At 31.3% G+C, this 18,987-nt stretch carries 17 protein-coding genes; 8 read left to right on the top strand and 9 right to left on the bottom strand.

The features are described 5' to 3' along the window. Nucleotides 1-9: 9 nt before the first annotated feature. From B4A23_RS00700 to B4A23_RS00725, 6 genes are all read right to left on the bottom strand, one after another. A complete protein-coding gene (locus B4A23_RS00700; protein WP_286500721.1) occupies nt 10-741 on the bottom strand; it encodes a GLPGLI family protein in 732 nt (243 codons plus the stop codon). 6 nt (nt 742-747) lie between these two features. After that, the gene (locus tag B4A23_RS00705) at nt 748-1,500 is read right to left on the bottom strand and encodes a GLPGLI family protein (RefSeq protein WP_291115712.1); all 753 of its coding nucleotides are present in this window, start codon (nt 1,498-1,500) and stop codon (nt 748-750) included. Nucleotides 1,501-1,955: 455 nt separating this feature from the next. Further along, nucleotides 1,956-2,414: a hypothetical protein gene (locus tag B4A23_RS00710; protein ID WP_291115716.1), complete on the bottom strand. Its 459-nt coding sequence runs from the start codon at nt 2,412-2,414 to the stop codon at nt 1,956-1,958. Between the two features lie 18 nt (nt 2,415-2,432). Continuing rightward, nucleotides 2,433-3,212 (bottom strand): HAD family hydrolase, encoded by a 780-nt coding sequence (locus B4A23_RS00715; protein WP_291115719.1) that lies wholly within the window; start codon nt 3,210-3,212, stop codon nt 2,433-2,435. A gap of 60 nt (nt 3,213-3,272) precedes the next feature. Continuing rightward, the gene (lat, locus tag B4A23_RS00720; RefSeq protein WP_180904632.1) at nt 3,273-4,562 is read right to left on the bottom strand and encodes an L-lysine 6-transaminase; all 1,290 of its coding nucleotides are present in this window, start codon (nt 4,560-4,562) and stop codon (nt 3,273-3,275) included. Nucleotides 4,563-4,574: 12 nt separating this feature from the next. Further along, complete coding sequence (locus B4A23_RS00725; RefSeq protein ID WP_291115722.1) at nt 4,575-6,104, bottom strand: aldehyde dehydrogenase family protein; 1,530 nt, start codon at nt 6,102-6,104, stop codon at nt 4,575-4,577. Between the two features lie 141 nt (nt 6,105-6,245). Between B4A23_RS00725 and B4A23_RS00730 the strand changes: the two genes are divergently transcribed. After that, nucleotides 6,246-7,412: an acyl-CoA dehydrogenase family protein gene (locus tag B4A23_RS00730; protein WP_291115725.1), complete on the top strand. Its 1,167-nt coding sequence runs from the start codon at nt 6,246-6,248 to the stop codon at nt 7,410-7,412. Nucleotides 7,413-7,484: 72 nt separating this feature from the next. Continuing rightward, complete coding sequence (locus tag B4A23_RS00735; RefSeq protein ID WP_291115729.1) at nt 7,485-9,161, top strand: PNGase F N-terminal domain-containing protein; 1,677 nt, start codon at nt 7,485-7,487, stop codon at nt 9,159-9,161. A 23-nt stretch (nt 9,162-9,184) separates the two neighbouring features. Here B4A23_RS00735 and B4A23_RS00740 read toward each other — a convergent pair whose 3' ends face one another. Both B4A23_RS00740 and B4A23_RS00745 read right to left on the bottom strand, forming a co-directional pair. Beyond that, entirely contained in the window at nt 9,185-10,111 is a 927-nt protein-coding gene (locus tag B4A23_RS00740; protein ID WP_291115732.1) for an alpha/beta fold hydrolase, read from the bottom strand. 186 nt (nt 10,112-10,297) lie between these two features. Continuing rightward, nucleotides 10,298-11,629, bottom strand: coding sequence for a metal-dependent hydrolase family protein (locus tag B4A23_RS00745; protein ID WP_291115735.1), 1,332 nt, complete (start codon nt 11,627-11,629; stop codon nt 10,298-10,300). 357 nt (nt 11,630-11,986) lie between these two features. Between B4A23_RS00745 and B4A23_RS00750 the strand changes: the two genes are divergently transcribed. The 6 genes from B4A23_RS00750 to ribD are packed head-to-tail and all read left to right on the top strand — an operon-like array spanning nt 11,987 to nt 18,460. Then, nucleotides 11,987-12,724, top strand: coding sequence for a DUF4290 domain-containing protein (locus B4A23_RS00750; protein WP_291115738.1), 738 nt, complete (start codon nt 11,987-11,989; stop codon nt 12,722-12,724). A gap of 24 nt (nt 12,725-12,748) precedes the next feature. After that, nucleotides 12,749-14,059 (top strand): UDP-N-acetylglucosamine 1-carboxyvinyltransferase, encoded by a 1,311-nt coding sequence (gene murA, locus B4A23_RS00755; protein WP_180906395.1) that lies wholly within the window; start codon nt 12,749-12,751, stop codon nt 14,057-14,059. Nucleotides 14,060-14,069: 10 nt separating this feature from the next. Next, nucleotides 14,070-14,747 (top strand): DedA family protein, encoded by a 678-nt coding sequence (locus B4A23_RS00760; protein WP_291115742.1) that lies wholly within the window; start codon nt 14,070-14,072, stop codon nt 14,745-14,747. Then, nucleotides 14,744-15,481, top strand: coding sequence for a shikimate dehydrogenase family protein (locus B4A23_RS00765; RefSeq protein WP_291115745.1), 738 nt, complete (start codon nt 14,744-14,746; stop codon nt 15,479-15,481). The genes B4A23_RS00760 and B4A23_RS00765 overlap by 4 nt, the downstream gene beginning before the upstream one ends. 54 nt (nt 15,482-15,535) lie before the next feature. Beyond that, nucleotides 15,536-17,398, top strand: a complete 1,863-nt coding sequence (locus B4A23_RS00770) for a DUF349 domain-containing protein (RefSeq protein WP_291115748.1) — start codon at nt 15,536-15,538, stop codon at nt 17,396-17,398. Between the two features lie 9 nt (nt 17,399-17,407). Continuing rightward, nucleotides 17,408-18,460, top strand: a complete 1,053-nt coding sequence (gene ribD, locus B4A23_RS00775) for a bifunctional diaminohydroxyphosphoribosylaminopyrimidine deaminase/5-amino-6-(5-phosphoribosylamino)uracil reductase RibD (protein ID WP_280036294.1) — start codon at nt 17,408-17,410, stop codon at nt 18,458-18,460. A gap of 24 nt (nt 18,461-18,484) precedes the next feature. Here ribD and B4A23_RS00780 read toward each other — a convergent pair whose 3' ends face one another. Next, complete coding sequence (locus B4A23_RS00780; protein ID WP_286500733.1) at nt 18,485-18,982, bottom strand: hypothetical protein; 498 nt, start codon at nt 18,980-18,982, stop codon at nt 18,485-18,487. Nucleotides 18,983-18,987 lie beyond the last annotated feature (5 nt).

Consider the following 18,987-nt stretch of genomic DNA (forward strand, 5'->3'; position numbering starts at 1 on the left):
TTTATTGGTTTACTTACGATCCACTTTATTTGACAATTCTTCATTAATTTGTTTACGTTTATCAGACTTAATCTGATCAAACTCTTGAGGACTTATAATCTTTACATTTGTATCTGGTTTTACAATAACATCTTTTTTCTTTGGACTATAAATCTTATCTACTACAAAAACATGGTAGGTATTAGTTACATTTCCAAGAGGATAATAAGCTTCAAGTATTAGACCTGGCAAACCATTAATCAAACGTGGACCTCCTTGAAAAGGCAAATCAGGAGCATACCAAGCAGTTAGCTTTTTACCTTTCAAAAAAGCAATTGCTTTTATTACTTTATAATCTTTTATAGTTTTTGTTTCATCAGTAATTTGCCAATCGTACTTTTTCAAACTATCTTTTATTACATAATGCCCAAAAATCGAGTTTGTTTCATCTAAGTAATAATTCTCTACATAGTTTTTGTAATAGATATTTTTACTATCTCCAATACTAATTGTGTTTTGATTTCCTTGATTGACCAATCTAGGGACTGGATATGAGGTAGATTCGTTTTTAGTTACAATCATTTTCATCAAAACAGGTATTGATTCCATTTTAAAACTACTTTGTTTCCCTTCTGATTTTCTTATTGAATCTAATTTTTCATAATTTAACCTTGCTTCATATAAATACTCAACAACAATTGACTCTTGTGCAAAACTAAAATTCGAAAAAAGTAAAAATCCGTAAAGTAAAATTTGTTTCATGTTGTTTTATTTTTTGTCCACTCCTATCAAAAAAGATTCTCTCATTTTTTGACGAGATTCATCTTGCAATTTTTTAAACTCTTCTTGTGTTATTTCTTCACCTTTTATAGGTTTAGTTTTAGACATTTTCTTAGGGTTTAAGGTAATTTTATCCGCTTCATAAGTCATAATCGAACCAAATTTACCACCCGTTTCGCTCACCGTTTTCAGAATCAAACCTGGTAATCCATTCACTTGATTTGGCCCTGCATCAACCTTAATGTCTGGCGCAAACCAAGCTGCTATTTGCTTACCTTTATCATTACCAATAGCTTTTTTTACTTTGTGACCCAAAATCGTATCTTCAATATCTGTAATTTTCCATTCATAATCTTTATATGGCGTAACCACAATAAAACTTTGTTTATCTAAAACGACTTCTTGACGAAAGGCTTTCTTACTTGTTTCATTAATCAGATCTTTATATTCTCCTCCAATATTAATTGAAAAAGTACTCATAGAATTACCATTTTGATCATTATTAATGGTTTCTATTTTTTTGTAAATAGACTGATGATCACTATATTCTAATTGATAATAAATATTTGGAGACCCTCCAATTTTTATTGTACCTCCTCCTTTTTGTGCTTGCTCTCTTTCAAACTCCTTTATTTTTTCTTCATCATGCTTTATATCGTATTTATAATCGACAATAAACTTTTCTTGCCCAAAACCAAAATTCGAAAAAAGTAAAAATCCAGCTAGTAATAATTGTTTCATTATGTTGTAGTTTAAAATTAATACTCTAAAATAATTTTTATTTTTTAATTCTACAATAATAGAATACATAATTAACACAACATTGTGAAAAGAAAAAAATTCAACTAAATGGTTGAACTTTTATATAACTCCTAGTAAATGCTTATACTCCCAATTCCAAATAAGTGATATAATTAAGAATTAAATTTAGTTTCCTTGATAAATCATTTCACTCAAAATGAAAAACGATTAAATAAATATCAATCTTTTTATATTATAGGTTTAACAAATCATCTTTCCTTTTATCTCCTAAAATAATATCATATCTTACATTAATACCTGTTGTTCATTTGGATAATTTTAGCAATTAAACCGTCAATTCGAGTGAAATTCTGTAAGAATTTTTATTCATTTCATTTCTAAAAATCACTCGAATTGACGAATTTTAATTCAAAATGCACAACAAGTACATTAATTTATTTCTCTATAAATGGATCTTCTAACAATTGTAAGTTTTGTGTTAAATAACATAGCAATTGTTCTCTATCTAAATAGTAATCAAATAAAATCCCTATACGTAAATTACTCTTCAAAAGTAAAAAAAAATTAGACTGTACTTTACCAAAACGATCTTTAGTGTAATGAATAAAATAACCTGAAATTTCGTGATTATAGATTTTTTGCTTCTTAAAACCAAACCTACTAATTAACTCGAAATAATTATGGTAGATATTAATTTTATAAATTTTTTCAAAAATCAAAAAATAAAATAATATCATAATAGATATTGGTAATGAGATAAATAGTTTTATGAAAAAATTTTCTCCTTTAAGTTCTAAAAGAAAATATACACCAGCCCCTAATGAAGCAATAATAATTAAAATTGCCAGTAATATACTGGCTAAATTAAATTTGGTTATGTAAATTGGTTTCATTGTAGATTTTATAGCTTTCTAAATTATCTCAAAGTGTTTCAGCGCATTCCATATTCCGTGATTATCCGCAGAAGTTGTATAATAATCAGCGGCTTCACGAACATTCTCCTTCGCATCGCCCATTGCTACACCAATTTTGCAGCCTTTCAACATACTAATATCGTTACCGCCATCACCAAAAGCCATTGTTTTAGATAAATCTAAATTATCGCGATCAGCCATTCGTTCTATTCCGCGCATTTTACTAATATCTTTCGGATTTATATCGGCGAAATATTCTATCCAACGTGTTCCTACACTGTTTGTCAACACATTTTTCATCAAATAATCTTCTTGTTCTTCGTTCACAAAAAAGTTCATTTGCATAATATTATCTTTCGGTAAAGTTCGAGGATCAACAACTTCTGGGACTTGCATTCCGAAATAAGCAAACGATTTTTCTACATTATCATTCACACGATTAATACTAAACGCTTCTTTCGTCATATACGAAAATGAAAATGGATTTTCATCATCATATTGCAACAAAGCCTCTATATCATTAGGATTAATGTAATCTACAAAAAATGATTGACGATTTTCATCCGAGCACATTCCACCATTATTATTGATATAACCATCAAAACCGTAATCAAAAATATGTTCGGGCATATCCACCATATTTCGTCCAGTTGCGATGTATATTTTTTTATTTTTTTGTTTTAATAATTTCAACGCTTCGATTGTCGAATCACTGATTTCGTGGTTTTCAAAACCTTGTAATGTTCCGTCAAAATCGAAGAAAAAAGAATCTATCATACTTTAGTTTTATCTTTTACAAAATTAAAAAAGCAACCTTTGTTTGGTTGCTTTTGCTGTTTATTTTAACGCTAATTTAATAATTTCTATTGCTTTATTGGTATCTTCTTCAGAAATATTGAGATGAGGGCGCATTCGCACAGAGTTTTCACCACAAGGAAGAATAATCATGTGATTTTCGAAACATGTTTTGATGAACTCTGAACGATCCAAATCTGATGAAAAATCAAACGCAATGAACAATCCCAAACCACGAACCGAATGAATTTTCTTCGTTTCTTTTGCGATTTCATTCAATTTTGATAAAATATATTTTCCTTTTTCTGCCGCATTTTCTACTAATTTTTCTTGTTCGATCACTTCTAAAATTAATTTGAAACGCAACATATCAATATAATTTCCACCAAAAGTCGAATTAATACGGCTTGATTCCTTGAAAACATTATTCGGAATTTGATCTAACTTTTCTTTATTCGCTAAAATTCCACAAACTTGCGTTTTCTTTCCAAACGAAATCACATCAGGAATCACATCATAATGCTGAAAAGCCCACATTTTACCAGTCATTCCCATTCCTGTTTGTACCTCATCAAAAATCAATAAAATCTCTTCTCGATCACAAATTTCTCTCAATTTCTGAAAGAATTCTTTTCGAAAATAATTATCTCCTCCTTCACCTTGAATCGGCTCAATAATAATACAAGCAACTTTATTTTTGCGTGTTTCTAAAGCATTTTCAATTTGTTCAATCGCTCGTTTTTCAGCCTCAACAACCTTGCATAAATTATCTTCTGTAACAGGATAAATTCGTTTTGGATTTTCAATTCTTGGCCAATCAAATTTTGGAAAATATTCGTATTTACGAGGATCTTTCGTATTCGTCAGCGATAATGTATAACCAGAACGCCCATGAAACGCTTGCTTAAAATGAATGACATCACTTGCTTCTTTTTCAATTCCTTTCAAAAAATTTAATCTTGTTTTCCAATCAAAAGCCGTTTTCAATGCATTTTCTACTGCTAATGTTCCTCCAGAAATAAAGAATAAATATTGCAATTCTTTCGGCATCGCAACACGCTCAAATGTATCAATTAAATCTGCATAATCTTTTGTATAAATGTCTGACATCGCAGGTTTATTAACTGCATTTCGACCTAAAAAATCAATTTTCGCCATCAAATGTGGATGATTATAACCAATCGCCGTCGAAGCAAACATTGAAAATAAATCCAAATATTCAACACCATTTTCGTCTACAACATAGGAACCATGCGACTTATCCATATCCATTACAATCGGATATCCATCTGCCAATATATGTTTTGCTAATCTTTCGTGTACTGTACTCATCTCTGTAATTTTTTAAAAATCAAACTTAATTCCTTGCGCCAATGGCACTTCTGTCGAATAATTAATTGTATTCGTTTGTCGTCGCATATACGCTTTCCAAGCATCCGAACCCGACTCACGTCCACCTCCAGTTTCCTTTTCTCCACCGAAAGCTCCACCAATTTCAGCACCAGAAGTTCCGATATTTACATTTGCAATTCCACAATCAGAACCTTGTTGACTCAAGAATAATTCAGCTTCGCGAAGATTATTTGTCATGATAGAAGACGATAAACCTTGCGCTACATTATTCTGAATTTCGATGGCATTTAACACATCTCCAGAATATTTGATTAAATATAAAATTGGAGCAAAAGTTTCGTGTTGAACAATTTTATAATGATTCTCAACCTCAGCAATTACAGGTTTTACATAACAACCACTTTCAAAACCATTTCCTTCTAAAACTCCTCCTTCAACAATAATACTTCCTCCTTCTTGATTGATTTTATCTAAAGCATTTGAGTACATTTCAACCGCATATTTATCGATTAATGGGCCAACATGATTTGCTGTATCCAACGGATTACCTATTTTAATTTGTTTGTAAGCATTTACCAACGATTCTTTTACTTTATCGTAAATCGATTCGTGAACAATCAAACGTCTTGTTGTTGTACAACGCTGTCCAGCCGTACCAACCGCACCAAAAACAGCTGAAGTTAACATAATTTTTAAATCTGCATCAGGTGTGACAATAATTGCATTATTTCCACCTAATTCTAAAATTGTTTTACCCAAACGTGCTGCAACAACTTTATTCACTTCGATTCCCATTCGCGTAGAACCTGTTGCAGAAACCAAAGCCACACGAGCATCTTGCGCAATTAATTCACCAATTGCTTTATCTCCCATTACCAAAGAAGAAACACCTTCTAAAACATTATTTGCTTTTAAAACTTCTGCTAAAATATGTTGACACGCAACCGCACACAAAGGTGTTTTTTCACTTGGTTTCCAAATAACAACATCACCGCAAACCATCGCTAAACACGTATTCCAAGACCAAACCGCAACTGGAAAATTGAACGCAGAAATCACGCCTACAATTCCGAGCGGATGATATTGATCGTACATCCGATGCAAAGGTCTTTCAGAATGAATTGTCGAACCATATAATTGACGAGATAATCCAACCGCAAAATCACAGATATCGATCATTTCTTGCACTTCACCTAAACCTTCTTGATAAGATTTTCCCATTTCATATGAAACTAATTTTCCCAAAGAAGCCTTTTTCTCACGAAGTTTCTCTCCAAATTGACGCACAATCTCTCCTCGTTTCGGAGCAGGAATCATTCGCCATTCTTTGAAAGCAACTTGTGATTTTTTTATCACTTCTTCATAATCATCTTTGGTTGATGACTTAACTTTTCCAATCAATTTTCCGTCTACTGGCGAGTAAGAAGAAAGCTCTTCACCTTTTCCAAACCAAGTATTTCCTGTCGATGTTCCGAGATTTTCGGAAGAAATACCTAATTCTTTTAATTCGTTTTCTATCATTTTTTTGTGTTATTTTGTGTTTTTAACTTTTACCTAAATTAGTCAAAAGTTTCATAAATTAAAATTTTTAATAAATATTATTCAGAATAATTTTTAATTTAGTGAATAATCGTTAGATTTAATAAAATAAAACCGCATAAAATGAATTCAACTACAGATTATTTTAAGATTGATGATTTATTAACCGAAGAACATAAATTAATTCGTCAATCTGTTCGAGATTTTGTGGACAACGAAATAAAACCTGTTATAGATGATGCTGCGCAACATCACAAAGACATTCCAGATTTAATGAAAAAATTAGGTGCAATTGGCGCTTTAGGACCTTATATTCCTGAAGAATATGGAGGCGCTGGTTTAGATCAAATGTCGTATGGATTAATCATGCAAGAATTAGAACGCGGCGATTCGGCTGTTCGTTCTGCTGCATCTGTACAATCTTCGTTAGTGATGTATCCAATTTTTTCTTTTGGATCAGAAGAACAAAAACGCAAATATTTACCAAAATTAGCTTCAGGAGAATTTGTAGGAAGTTTCGGATTAACTGAACCAAATCACGGTTCAAATCCTGGCGGAATGGAAACTCGTTTGACTAAAAATGGTGATCATTATATCTTAAATGGAGCAAAAATGTGGATTACAAATTCACCAATTTGTGATATTGCAGTTGTTTGGGCAAGAGATGAAGAAGGAAAAATTCGTGGTGTAATTGTAGAACGCGATATGCAAGGTTTTACAACACCAGAAACTTTGAATAAATGGTCATTAAGAGCTTCAAAAACAGGTGAATTAGTTTTCGAAAATGTGAAGATCGAAGAATCTCATATTTTACCAGAAGTAAGTAGTTTACGTGGACCTTTATCGTGTTTAAATTCGGCTCGATACGGAATTTCTTGGGGTGTAATTGGTGCTGCAATTGATTGTTATGAATCTGCTTTGAAATATTCATTAGAACGAACACAATTTGGAAAACCGATTGCTTCTTATCAATTACAGCAGAAAAAATTAGCTGAATTTATTACAGAAATTACGAAAGCTCAGTTGTTATGTTGGCGATTAGGAACGTTGAAAAACGAAAATAAAGCAACTCCTGAACAAATTTCTATGGCAAAACGCAACAATGTAAAAATGGCTATTGATATTGCGAGAGAATCTCGTCAAATTATTGGAGCAATGGGAATTGTAGGCGATTTCCCTATGATGCGACATGCTGCAAATCTTGAATCTGTAATTACATACGAAGGAACGCATGATGTCCATTTATTGATTACTGGAGCAGATGTGACAGGAATTAATGCTTTTGTATAAGATATTTTTTCATACAATCAGATATTTTTATAGGTTTACAATTCGTTTGTAAACCTTTTTTATTTATCACACATGAAATTGAAATCAATTCTACTTATCATTTTTTGTATTCAGGCTATTTTTCTTGATGCACAAGAAACCTATAAAATTACGTATGAACGCTTTTCGAATGGAAAGAAAGTCGAAGAAAATAACCCCATACAAGTTATTGCGAATACAAAAGAAACCGTTATTGGAAAGCAACAAAGTTTTAGTAATTCTTCAAATTATCCTGATGAAATGTTTTATTATACCAAAACAAATCCATCAATTATTTCCTTGATTACACAATTTGACCCGACTAATTCTATTATTACAAATGATTCTGTCGCGTTTAATAAATCTGTTTTCACGATTTCTAAAGAAACAAAACGAATTTTAGGTTTACGTTGTAAAAAAGCAACAACAAATATTAATTCGAATACAATAGACGTTTGGTTTGTTGACAATATGGAATTGAATGCCTCTCCAACAATGGTTGGAATGAATTTAGGTTTTGTGTTAGAACTTACACGAAATAATAATTCAACGATTCGAGCTTCGAAAATAGAACGCGAAAAAGATTTGATTCCAAGTCAATTTATCCAAAAAGAATTGCATCAAAATAGAGTTGATTTGTTGACATATAAAGACATTATTTGGAAAAGTAAATTCGTTGATATTCCACTTTTATCACATCAACAAGTTAATTTTAGTAAAGATTTTTCTTCAAATGATTCAATTTATCGTTTTGCAAATGGAACTGTTGTAGTTCGAAAAATTAAAATTCCTCAAATTAAAGTAGGAAGCCAAGTTTTCTTAAATGTTTCGCAACAATCAAATGGTGATGCTTACGACAGAACAGGTTCTGTTTTTTTGATCCCGCGTGATTCTAAAATTACATTTATGGATGGTTTGCAAAAAGGAATCAATGAATTACCAATTTATACATCAGCAAATAACAAGAAATACCAAGGTTATTTTTTGACAGAAAATTATTCGCCAACGATAGAATTAATGCGATTTTTCACACCTTTTGGAATTAATAAATTCAATCATATTCAATTAAAAAATCAAACTTGGGAAACCGAAGCAAAATATCGTCAAGAAATCACAGAATTCCAAGGTTTATTATCTAATCAAGAAGTTTTGATTGGTTTCTTCATTGGAAATTATGATCAAGGTGGACATATTATTTCTGCCAATATTTCTGTTCATCCATCAGGTTCTACAACAATGCCAATTAAAAAGGCTTTACCAATTTTCAATACTGCAAATGTGATGGAAATGGCTGGACAAGAATACCCTACTTTGTTCGAAAATCCGAATGATTTTACAGTAGAATTCACGTTGAAAGAAGATTACAATAATGCTAAATTACGTTTTACAACAACTGGACATGGTGGTTGGGAAAATGGAGATGAATTTGTGCCGAAAGAAAATAGTATTTTTCTTGATGGACAAAAAGTATTTAATATAGTTCCTTGGAGACAAGATTGTGGTTCTTATCGCGCTTACAATCCAGCTTCTGGTAATTTTGACAATGGTTTATCATCATCTGATTATAGTCGTTCTAATTGGTGTCCAGGAACAATTACAAATCCTTATTTTATAGATTTGGGCAATTTAAAAGCCGGAAAACATAGTATACAAGTAAAAATTCCGCAAGGAAAACCTGAAGGAAATAGTTTCAGTTATTGGAATGTTTCTGGTGTTCTTTTAGGAGAATAATTTTTTTGGAGCAAAAAGATTTATTAAATGTCTTTTTGCTCTATTTTTTTATGATTTATCAAAACCGTTAACCAATCTACAATATCTTGATATACTTCATCTTTGATAGATTCATTCAATATTTCATGTCTCAAGTTTGGATATAGTTTCATTGTTACATATTGAAATCCATTTTGCTTTAAATCTTTATACGATTGCAAAACTCCTTTACCAAAATCACCAATTGGATCATCTGCTCCACTCACAAAATAAATAGGTAAAGATTGAGGTATATCTTTTGCCCAATTCTTTTTTGTTGCTTGTATATTTAAATTAATCAAAGTATAAAAACCGTTAACAGTGAAAGGTATTCCGCAAAGAGGATCTTTCAGAAAATTTAAACGATTTAACTCATCTAAACTAAGCCAATTAGTCTCATGAAAATTTTCTTCATTTTGAAAATGTTTATTATTCGATTTTGAAAAAATAGTATTAAGTAATTGACTTCTTTTATGAGGAATCAATTTATTTAGAAGACTTAAAAAACTACTCAATAATTTAATTCCAGGAATTCTACCTCCTGTTCCCATAATTATAGCACCATCAAAGTGATTTCCATATTCTTGAAGTAGGCAACGTGTTATAAACGATCCCATTGAATGCCCCAAAATAAAATGTGGTAATAAAGGGTATTCATTCTCTAACAAATTAGCTAACTCTTTTGCCGTCTTTATTAAATTTTCTTTTGGATTATCTAAGCAGAAAAAACTGTAATCTTCTTCTATTTTAGCTGTTTTTCCATGTCCTAAATGATCATATAACAAAACTAGAATTCCTTTGTCAGCTAAATACTTTGCAAAATTTTCATATCGCCCACTATGTTCTTGCATACCATGGACAATAAGTAAAGTAGCTTTAATCTCATCTTCTGGAAGAATTACTCTATAATAAACATTCTCTGGTATTGACATTTTTATTAAGATTTAATTATTAAATTACAGTTTTACTTATTCAAAATAAACATTTTTATAAATAAACCATTGACTTTTTCAACAAATTTCAAGCCGATAAATAAGATCTAAAATTTCTAATTTTTATAACTAAAAAAACGAGGTAAATAAAAATTAACCTCGTTTTTTTTATGATGTATGATAATTTTACTTTTTCGTTTTAATTGTATTCTTATAAATCTGACCATCTTTAATAATCACTAAAAAGTTTTTATCAGGATTAGCTATTAATGATAAATCTTTCAACGGATTTCCATCAACCAAAATCAAATCTGCTAAAGCTTGTTCTTCTACAACTCCTAATTTCCCTGGATATGGACTTCTTAAACCAGATAATTGCAACAGTTCTCCATTATCTTGTGTTATCATTTTCAGAATTTCAGCATTTGTAAACCATTTTTGAAGACGTAAAATATAACTATTTTGCTCATCATTCAACTCAGGTTCAAACAAGAAATCCGTTCCCCATGCGAGCTTCACACCAAGTTTTTTTGCTAATGGCCAAACTTTATCTTGACCATCCAAAACTGGTTTACGTTTTTCTTTTCGCTTCTCGTCCATGTTTTCATTATTATCCATCAAATTTTGAAGGCTTAACCAAACACCTTTTTTAGCAAGAATTTTCAATGTTTCTTCATCTAACATTTGACCATGTTCAATTGACTTCACTCCTGCTTCCACAGCACGTTGAACAGCTCTTGGCGTATAAGCATGTACCATTACATACGTTCCCCAATCTTCAGCAGCATCAACTGCAGCTTTCATTTCGTCAAAAGTATATTGCGTAACATCAATCGGATCATAAGCAGAAGATGTTCCACCACCTGCCATTAATTTGATTTGACTCGCACCAAAGCGTAAATTTTCTCTTGTTGCTGTCAAAACTTCATCTCTTCCATCAGCAATAAAAGTAGCTCCTAATTCCTCTGCTCGAGATGCTTTTCCAAAAAAACGACGCGAACGTTCATCAGGAGTTCTAAAATCTCCGTGACCAGCCGTTTGACTAATCGTTGCTCCTGAAGGCCAAATTCTAGGTCCTGCAACTTTACCTTTATCAATGGCTAGTTTCAAAGGAAAAATTGGTCCTCCAGCATCACGAACACTCGTAAAACCACGCATCAACATTTTGTGGGAAGCTTCGCCAACTTTATTCATTAACATTTCTTCTGACATATCTGGCGACATCATTTGCGCCATCGTCAATGAACCAAATACCATGTGTACATGAACATCGATTAAACCTGGCATCAACGTTTTTCCTCCTCCATTAATTTTAACAACATCTTGATTAGGTGAAGAAATTTTTGCAGAACTAATTTTTTCAATTTTTTGACCAGAAACCAAAACATTCATCGGTGATGTTAATGCTTGAGTTTCATGATCTAAAATTCTAACATTTTCAATCAGAATCTGTTTTGTTTGAGCAAAAGTAAAAGTGGTAGCGAGAAAAAAAAGTGCTATTATCGACTTTATTTTCATAATTTATTGTTTAATTGCCCTAAAGATACATTTAATCGTGTAATTTGAGGATAAAGTTTAGATTAAAAATATATTCCTTAAATCATTCAAACAATAACCAAATTTCCATTTTATTAAAAGAAAATACTATATTTGTTGACAACCAAAAGGTTTTAACTTAATTTTCCTTGCTGATAAAGATTTTCAACTATTTTGAATTAAAATAGACAAAATCTTGTTTTACGGTTTATCTTCTTCCGACTATAACCGTTTTTTAAGGAATAAAATTTAATAAAAAATTAGCAATCAATACACCTTTTCTACCCAAATAATCGGATAGAATTTTGTAAATTTGTAACCAATACATTAGAAAATTTAATGGAATATAATACACTTCGTTCGCAATTGATTATTCCAGAATATGGTCGTCATATTCAAGAAATGGTAAATCATTGCAAAACAATAACAGACGAAACAGAACGCAACGGATTTGCCGAAATTATAATTGAAGTAATGGGAGAATTAAATCCTCACTTGCGTGATGTACCAGATTTTCAACACAAACTTTGGGATCAACTTTTTATCATGGCAGAATTTGATTTGGATGTAAAATCTCCTTATCCAATTCCGACAAAAAAAGATACGGTAAATAGTAAACCAAATAAAGTAGAATATCCAAAAAGTATCTATAAATACAGATATTACGGAAATAATATTCGTAAAATGATTGATGTTGCTGTAACGTGGGAAGAAGGCGAAAAACGCGAAGGTTTGTACTTTGCTATTGCCAATCATATGAAAAAATGTTATTTACTTTGGAATAAAGATACAGTTGATGATCAAGTTATTTTTAATCATTTGTACGAATTATCTGATGGTAAAGTTGATTTGAGAAAAGTTGATGATCATTTGGTTTCACCTGATCGTTTGAATTCGAATAATAATCATTCAAACAATAATCAAAACAATAGAAGTTACCAAAACAATAATCGTAATCATCAAAATAACAACAATCGAAATAATAACCAAAATTCGAATAATCGTCAAAACAACAATAACCGAAATAATCAAAATAACAACAATCGAAACCAAAACGTTCGAAACAATAAAGGTTAAATCAAAACTATTTAATACAACTAAATGGCTACATTTCAAATAAAGGGAGGGAAACCTTTGAAAGGAGAAATTACTCCGCAAGGTGCTAAAAATGAAGTACTACAAATTTTATGTGCGGTTTTATTAACCAATGAACAAGTTCGTGTTAAAAATATTCCAGACATCCGTGATGTCAATCGTTTGATTGAAATTTTGGGTGATTTAGGCGTAAAAACACAAAAAAATGGAAAAGGAGATTTCACTTTTCAAGCTGACGAATTACGATTAGATTATTTAAAAGGAAAACAATTTCGCAAAGATGGTGCTGCATTACGTGGATCAATCATGTTAATGGGACCACTTTTAGCTCGTTTCGGAGAAGCTTTTATGCCAAAACCAGGAGGAGATAAAATTGGACGTCGTCGTTTAGATACGCACTTCGAAGGTTTCTTTGCTTTAGGAGCAAAATATCGCTTCAATCCAGACGAAGATTTCTACGGTGTAGAAGTGGACGAAAACGGATTGCAAGGTTCTTATATGTTATTAGAAGAAGCTTCTGTAACAGGAACTGCAAATATTATTATGGCTGCAGTTTTGGCGAAAGGAACAACAACTATTTACAACGCTGCATGCGAGCCTTACATTCAACAATTGTGTAAAATGTTGAACAGAATGGGTGCTAAAATCTCTGGAATTTCTTCGAATCTTTTAACGATTGAAGGAGTTGATAAATTAGGTGGAACTGAACATACATGTTTACCAGATATGATCGAAATTGGATCTTGGATTGGTTTAGCAGCAATGACAAAATCTGAATTAACAATCAAAAATGTTTCGTGGGAAAATTTAGGTGTTATTCCAGATGTTTTCAGAAAATTAGGAATCAAATTAGAACGACGCGATGACGATATTTATATTCCAGCTCAAGAACATTACGAAATCGAGCGTTTTATTGACGGTTCTATTTTAACTATTTCTGATGCGCCATGGCCAGGATTTACGCCAGATTTATTGTCAATTATTTTGGTAATTGCAACACAGGCAAAAGGAAGTGTTTTGATTCACCAAAAAATGTTCGAATCTCGTTTATTCTTCGTTGATAAATTAATCGATATGGGTGCGCAAATTATTTTATGTGATCCGCACCGTGCAACAGTAATTGGTCTTAATCACGAAACACCGTTGAAAGGAGCTGAATTAACTTCGCCAGATATTCGTGCCGGTATGTCTTTATTGATTGCTGCACTTTCTGCGAAAGGAAAAACTGTTATTCATAATATCGATCAAATTGACCGTGGTTACGAAGATATCGATGTACGTTTACGTGCTATTGGAGCTGATATAATTAGAGCTTAAAAAATAAAAAATGCAATCTATTATTGAGTTTATCACCAATTTTGTTCAACGCCCAGACAAGGTATTAATGGACATTATCAATAATTACGGTTATTGGATATATGTTATTTTATTCCTGATAATTTTCGCCGAAACTGGTTTAATTATCATGTCATTTTTAATGCCTTTTTTACCTGGAGATGCACTAATCTTTTCGATTGGAATGATTGCAGCAAGCGATGACCAAAACCATTTGCATATCGAATATATTATTCCGTTACTGATGGTTGCAGCAATTCTTGGTGATAACGTAAATTATTATGTTGGACGCAAATTTGGCGGTTGGATTTTAGGACGAAAAGACTCATGGTTTCTTAAAAAGAAGCATATCGAAAAAGCAACAGAATTTTTTAACGAAAATGGTAAAAAAGCAATTATTATTGCTCGTTTTATGCCTGTTGTTCGTACTATAATTCCGTTTATTTGTGGTGTTACAAACCTTAATTATCGCACATTTATTACCTATAGTTTTATAGGCGCGGTGCTTTGGGTTGGCGTTATTTCGCTTTTGGGACACACATTAGGTCAGTTTGACATTGTAAAAAATAATTTAGAGAAATTCATTTTCGGAATTATATTATTGGCGAATATGCCGTTGATCATCCGAATCATGAAAGCTCAATTCAATAAAAATAAAACAGAAGAATGAGACAATTTGGATTAATCGGAAGAAATATTTCTTATTCATTTTCTAAATCTTATTTTGCTGAAAAATTTAAAAACGAGAACATTGTAGACGCTGTCTACAATGTTTTTGATTTACAGCAAATCGATGAAGTAGAAAAAGTATTCGAAACCGAAGGTTTAGTGGGCTTTAATGTCACAATTCCTTACAAACAAGAAATCATTCCATTTTTGGACGAATTATCGCCAGAAGCCAAAGCAATTGGTGCGGTAAATACGGTTTTAATAAAAGATGGAAAACGAATCGGACATAATACAGATTGTTACGGTTTTCATCATTCGATAGAACCTCTTTTAGAACCTCATCACAAAAAAGCGTTGGTTTTAGGAAATGGAGGCGCTGCAAAAGCGGTTTTTTATATTCTTGATTTATTGAAAATTGACTATAAAATTGTTTCGAGAACAAAAACCGAAAATCATTATTCTTATGATGAATTAAATAAAGAAATCATTCATAATCATCAAATTATTGTGAATTGTTCGCCAGTTGGTACTTTTCCAACTATTGAAAACGCTCCACTTCTACCCTATCAATTTATTAACGAAAATCATCTATTGTACGACTTGATTTACAATCCACCATTGACAAAATTTTTAGAAAATGGTCAACAAAACGGAGCCAAAATAAAAAATGGCCACGAAATGTTGGTTCTACAAGCCGAAAAATCTTGGAAAATTTGGAATAATCGTACAAAATAGACTTGATATTGTCCTCAAATTTTATTAGATTTGAGAAACAAAACTTAATTTCTTATGAATACTGAAATGGATAACCTGCAAAATGCAGACGGAGAACAATTACCTAAACCTGCAACTACAAACGACTCTAACACGGAATCTTATAAAACGGAAGAGTTAACGAACCAAGAAAAAATAAGCGATATTTCGTTCAAAGATTACGAAACATTTAGTTTTGATGTTTTGATTAACGAAGCAAAAAATCTATTAAGTAAATATGATGTTCAAGAGATTCGCGAGCATTTTAATCAAATTCGTGATGCATTCAAAGCTAAATTAGAAGAAGATGAAGCTGCGAAAAAAGAAGCTTTCTTAAGTGAAGGTGGTGATGAATTAGATTTTAAATACGAAACATCTTTTAGAGCAAAATTTAACGCTGTTTACAACGATTTTAAAAATCAATTAGCAGTTTTTCATAAAGAAAACGAAAAAAAGGAATCTGATAATTTAAAAGAACGTTTAGAAATTATTGACGAATTGAAAGCCTTGTATCAAGAACCAAGTGATTCTTCGGCGGCAATGTTCAAGAAATTTCGTGAGTTAAAAACTCGTTGGCACAATGCAGGAAGAATTCCGAGCAAAAATGCTGAAAATGTATTCAAAAATTATTTTTTCCACTTAGATAATTTCTACACATATTTGGATATGAATAAGGAATTGCAAACATTGGATTATGCACATAATCTGGAAGTTCGTCAATCGATTATCAAACGTGCAGAAGAATTAATTGGAGAGCAAAACGTGCAAAAAGCCTTGAATGAATTGCAATATTTGCATCGTTTATGGAAAGAAGAAGCCGTTCCTGTACAAGAAGATTTGCGCGAACCAACGTGGCAAAAATTCAAAGAATTAACAAATAAAATTCATGACCGTAAAGGTGAATTGAATGAAAAAATAAAACAAGAGCAAAAAGATAATTTAGAAAAGAAGAATCAAATTATCGCTCGTATCAAAGAAATTTCTGAGCAAGCAACAACAAAATCGCATGGCGATTGGCAAAAAGCTATTTCTGAAATAAACTCTTTGCGTGAGAACTTTATCACAATTGGACGTGTTCCGAAAGATAAAAATTCTGCAACTTGGGAAGCTTTCAAAGAAGTGACAAGACAATTTAATCACATCAAAAATGATTTCTATAAAAATCTAAAATCAGAACAACAACTGAATCTTGAAAAGAAATTGGCTTTGTTAGAAATCGCAAAACAACATACGGAAAGCACAGACTGGAATGCTTCTGTACAAGTGATTAAAAAAATCCAAAATGATTGGAAAAAAATTGGTCATGTTCCGAGAAAAAATTCAGATAAAATCTGGAAAGAATTCAAAGATACATGTAATCAATTCTTTGATCGTTACAAAAAACGTCACGAACAAGCGAATCAAAAATTGGAACTAAATTTCGAAAAGAAACAAGCTTTCTTAAACGATTTCAAAAATCAAACGATTTCTGAAGACAAAGATGAGGCGTTGAAACAATTAGAAGAAATTCAACATAATTGGACAAATTTAGGAAAAGTTCCATCAGAAAAAATTTCAATCAATCAAGAATTTACAGATGTTTACCACAAAAAATTAGATGCTTTAAATCTTTCTAAAAATGAATTGAGCGATTATAAGTTGAAATCATTTGTCAATAAAGTAAAATCTGGAAATAATGGAAATTTATTGGATGATGAGATTAGAAAAACACGTAAAATAATTGAGGATTTAGAAAAAGAGATTAATCAATTGGATAATAATGTACATTTCTTTTCGAATGCAAATGAGAACAATCCTTTATTAAAAGATGTTTACAAGCAAATTGACGATAAACGTAAAAAATTAATTGAAGCAGAAATCAAACTGAAAACATTATTCAATATTGATTTTAATGCATAATTTTTGGGCATGACACAACAATCTATCGATGAGCAATATATGGCTCGTTGTATACAAATTGCAACAAACGGGTTAGGAACAACATATCCTAATCCGTTTGTTGGTTCTATTATTGTACATAACAACAAAATTATAGGCGAAGGTTTTACGTCAGAATATGGTGGACCACACGCCGAAGTGAACGCAATTAATTCGGTTAAAAATCAAGAATTATTAAAAGAATCTACGTTATATGTTACGTTAGAACCTTGTTCACATCACGGAAAAACGCCTCCTTGTGCGGATTTGATTATAGAAAAAGAAATTCCCAAAGTCGTAATCGGAACTCTAGATCCTTTTGCGAAAGTAAATGGACAAGGTTATTTGCGTTTGCTGAAAAATGGTGTTGATGTAACTTTAGGCGTTTTGGAAAAAGAATGCATCAAACTTAATAAACGTTTTATCACTTTTCATCAGAAAAAACGTCCGTATATTATCTTAAAATGGGCGCAAACTGAAGATGGATATATGGGGCGTGATGATGTACAATTGTGGATTACAAACCAATATACAAAACAGTTAGTGCATAAATGGCGAACAGAAGAACAAGCTATTTTGGTTGGAAAAAACACAGCTTTAATTGATAATCCGCAGCTTAACACGCGATTATGGGAAGGAAATAATCCGTTAAGAATTGCTATTGACAAAAACTTAGCTATTCCGAGAAGTTTCCATTTGTTTGATCAAACGCAACCTACTGTAATTTTCAATTCGATTGAAAATTGTTCTGAAGAAAATTTAGAACTTGTTCAATTAGATTTTACGCAAAAAATATTGCCGCAAGTAATGGATTATTTGTACGAAAACAATATTCAATCCTTGATTATTGAAGGTGGAAGTGATACCATACAACATTTTATTGATGCTGATTTGTGGGATGAAGCACGAATTTTGAGTTCGGATACTATTTGGAATGAAGGTATTTTAGCTCCTCGACTGAAAGGAACTCGAACTGAAAAGCATCGTTTTTTGAATGACGAATTAAATATTTTCGAAAATAGAATAGAAATTGAAGAACCTTAGATTTTAAGGTTCTTTTTTACATAATTAACTTATCCAAATTAAGATTTTTTCTTTAATCTTCCATTTTCCATTCACTTTTTCAAAAATATAAACTGAACTTTCTCCACATAACATTTCGCAATGTTCTGTTATTTTGATAAGTGCTAAATCAGAATTTGAGGATAAAATTGGTTCAGAAACTGAATAATAAAAAGTTGTTTTTTGATTCTTATTAGAGAGATTCTTAAACGCATTTCTACTTTTGTAATTTACCAATTCTTTTAAATTTGAAAATAGTAATTGTGTATAAACAGAAGGCTTGTCAATTAATGGAAATGATTTTAAATATTCTGAATCAAATTCTATATTATCTTCAGCCTCTGCTATATTATAACCAGAAATAATATTTGTATCAACCAAAATTTGCTTTATGACTGCATTTTTTTCATGATCAGAATGATATTGAAAAACCGAGTACGCCAATCCAATTAATAGAATTGCTAAAATAATTTTTATTGATTTTGAAAGTTTATTCTTTTTCATCACTC

Source organism: Empedobacter sp. UBA7248, from assembly GCF_002472945.1.
Taxonomy (GTDB): Bacteria; Bacteroidota; Bacteroidia; order Flavobacteriales; family Weeksellaceae; genus Empedobacter; species Empedobacter falsenii_C.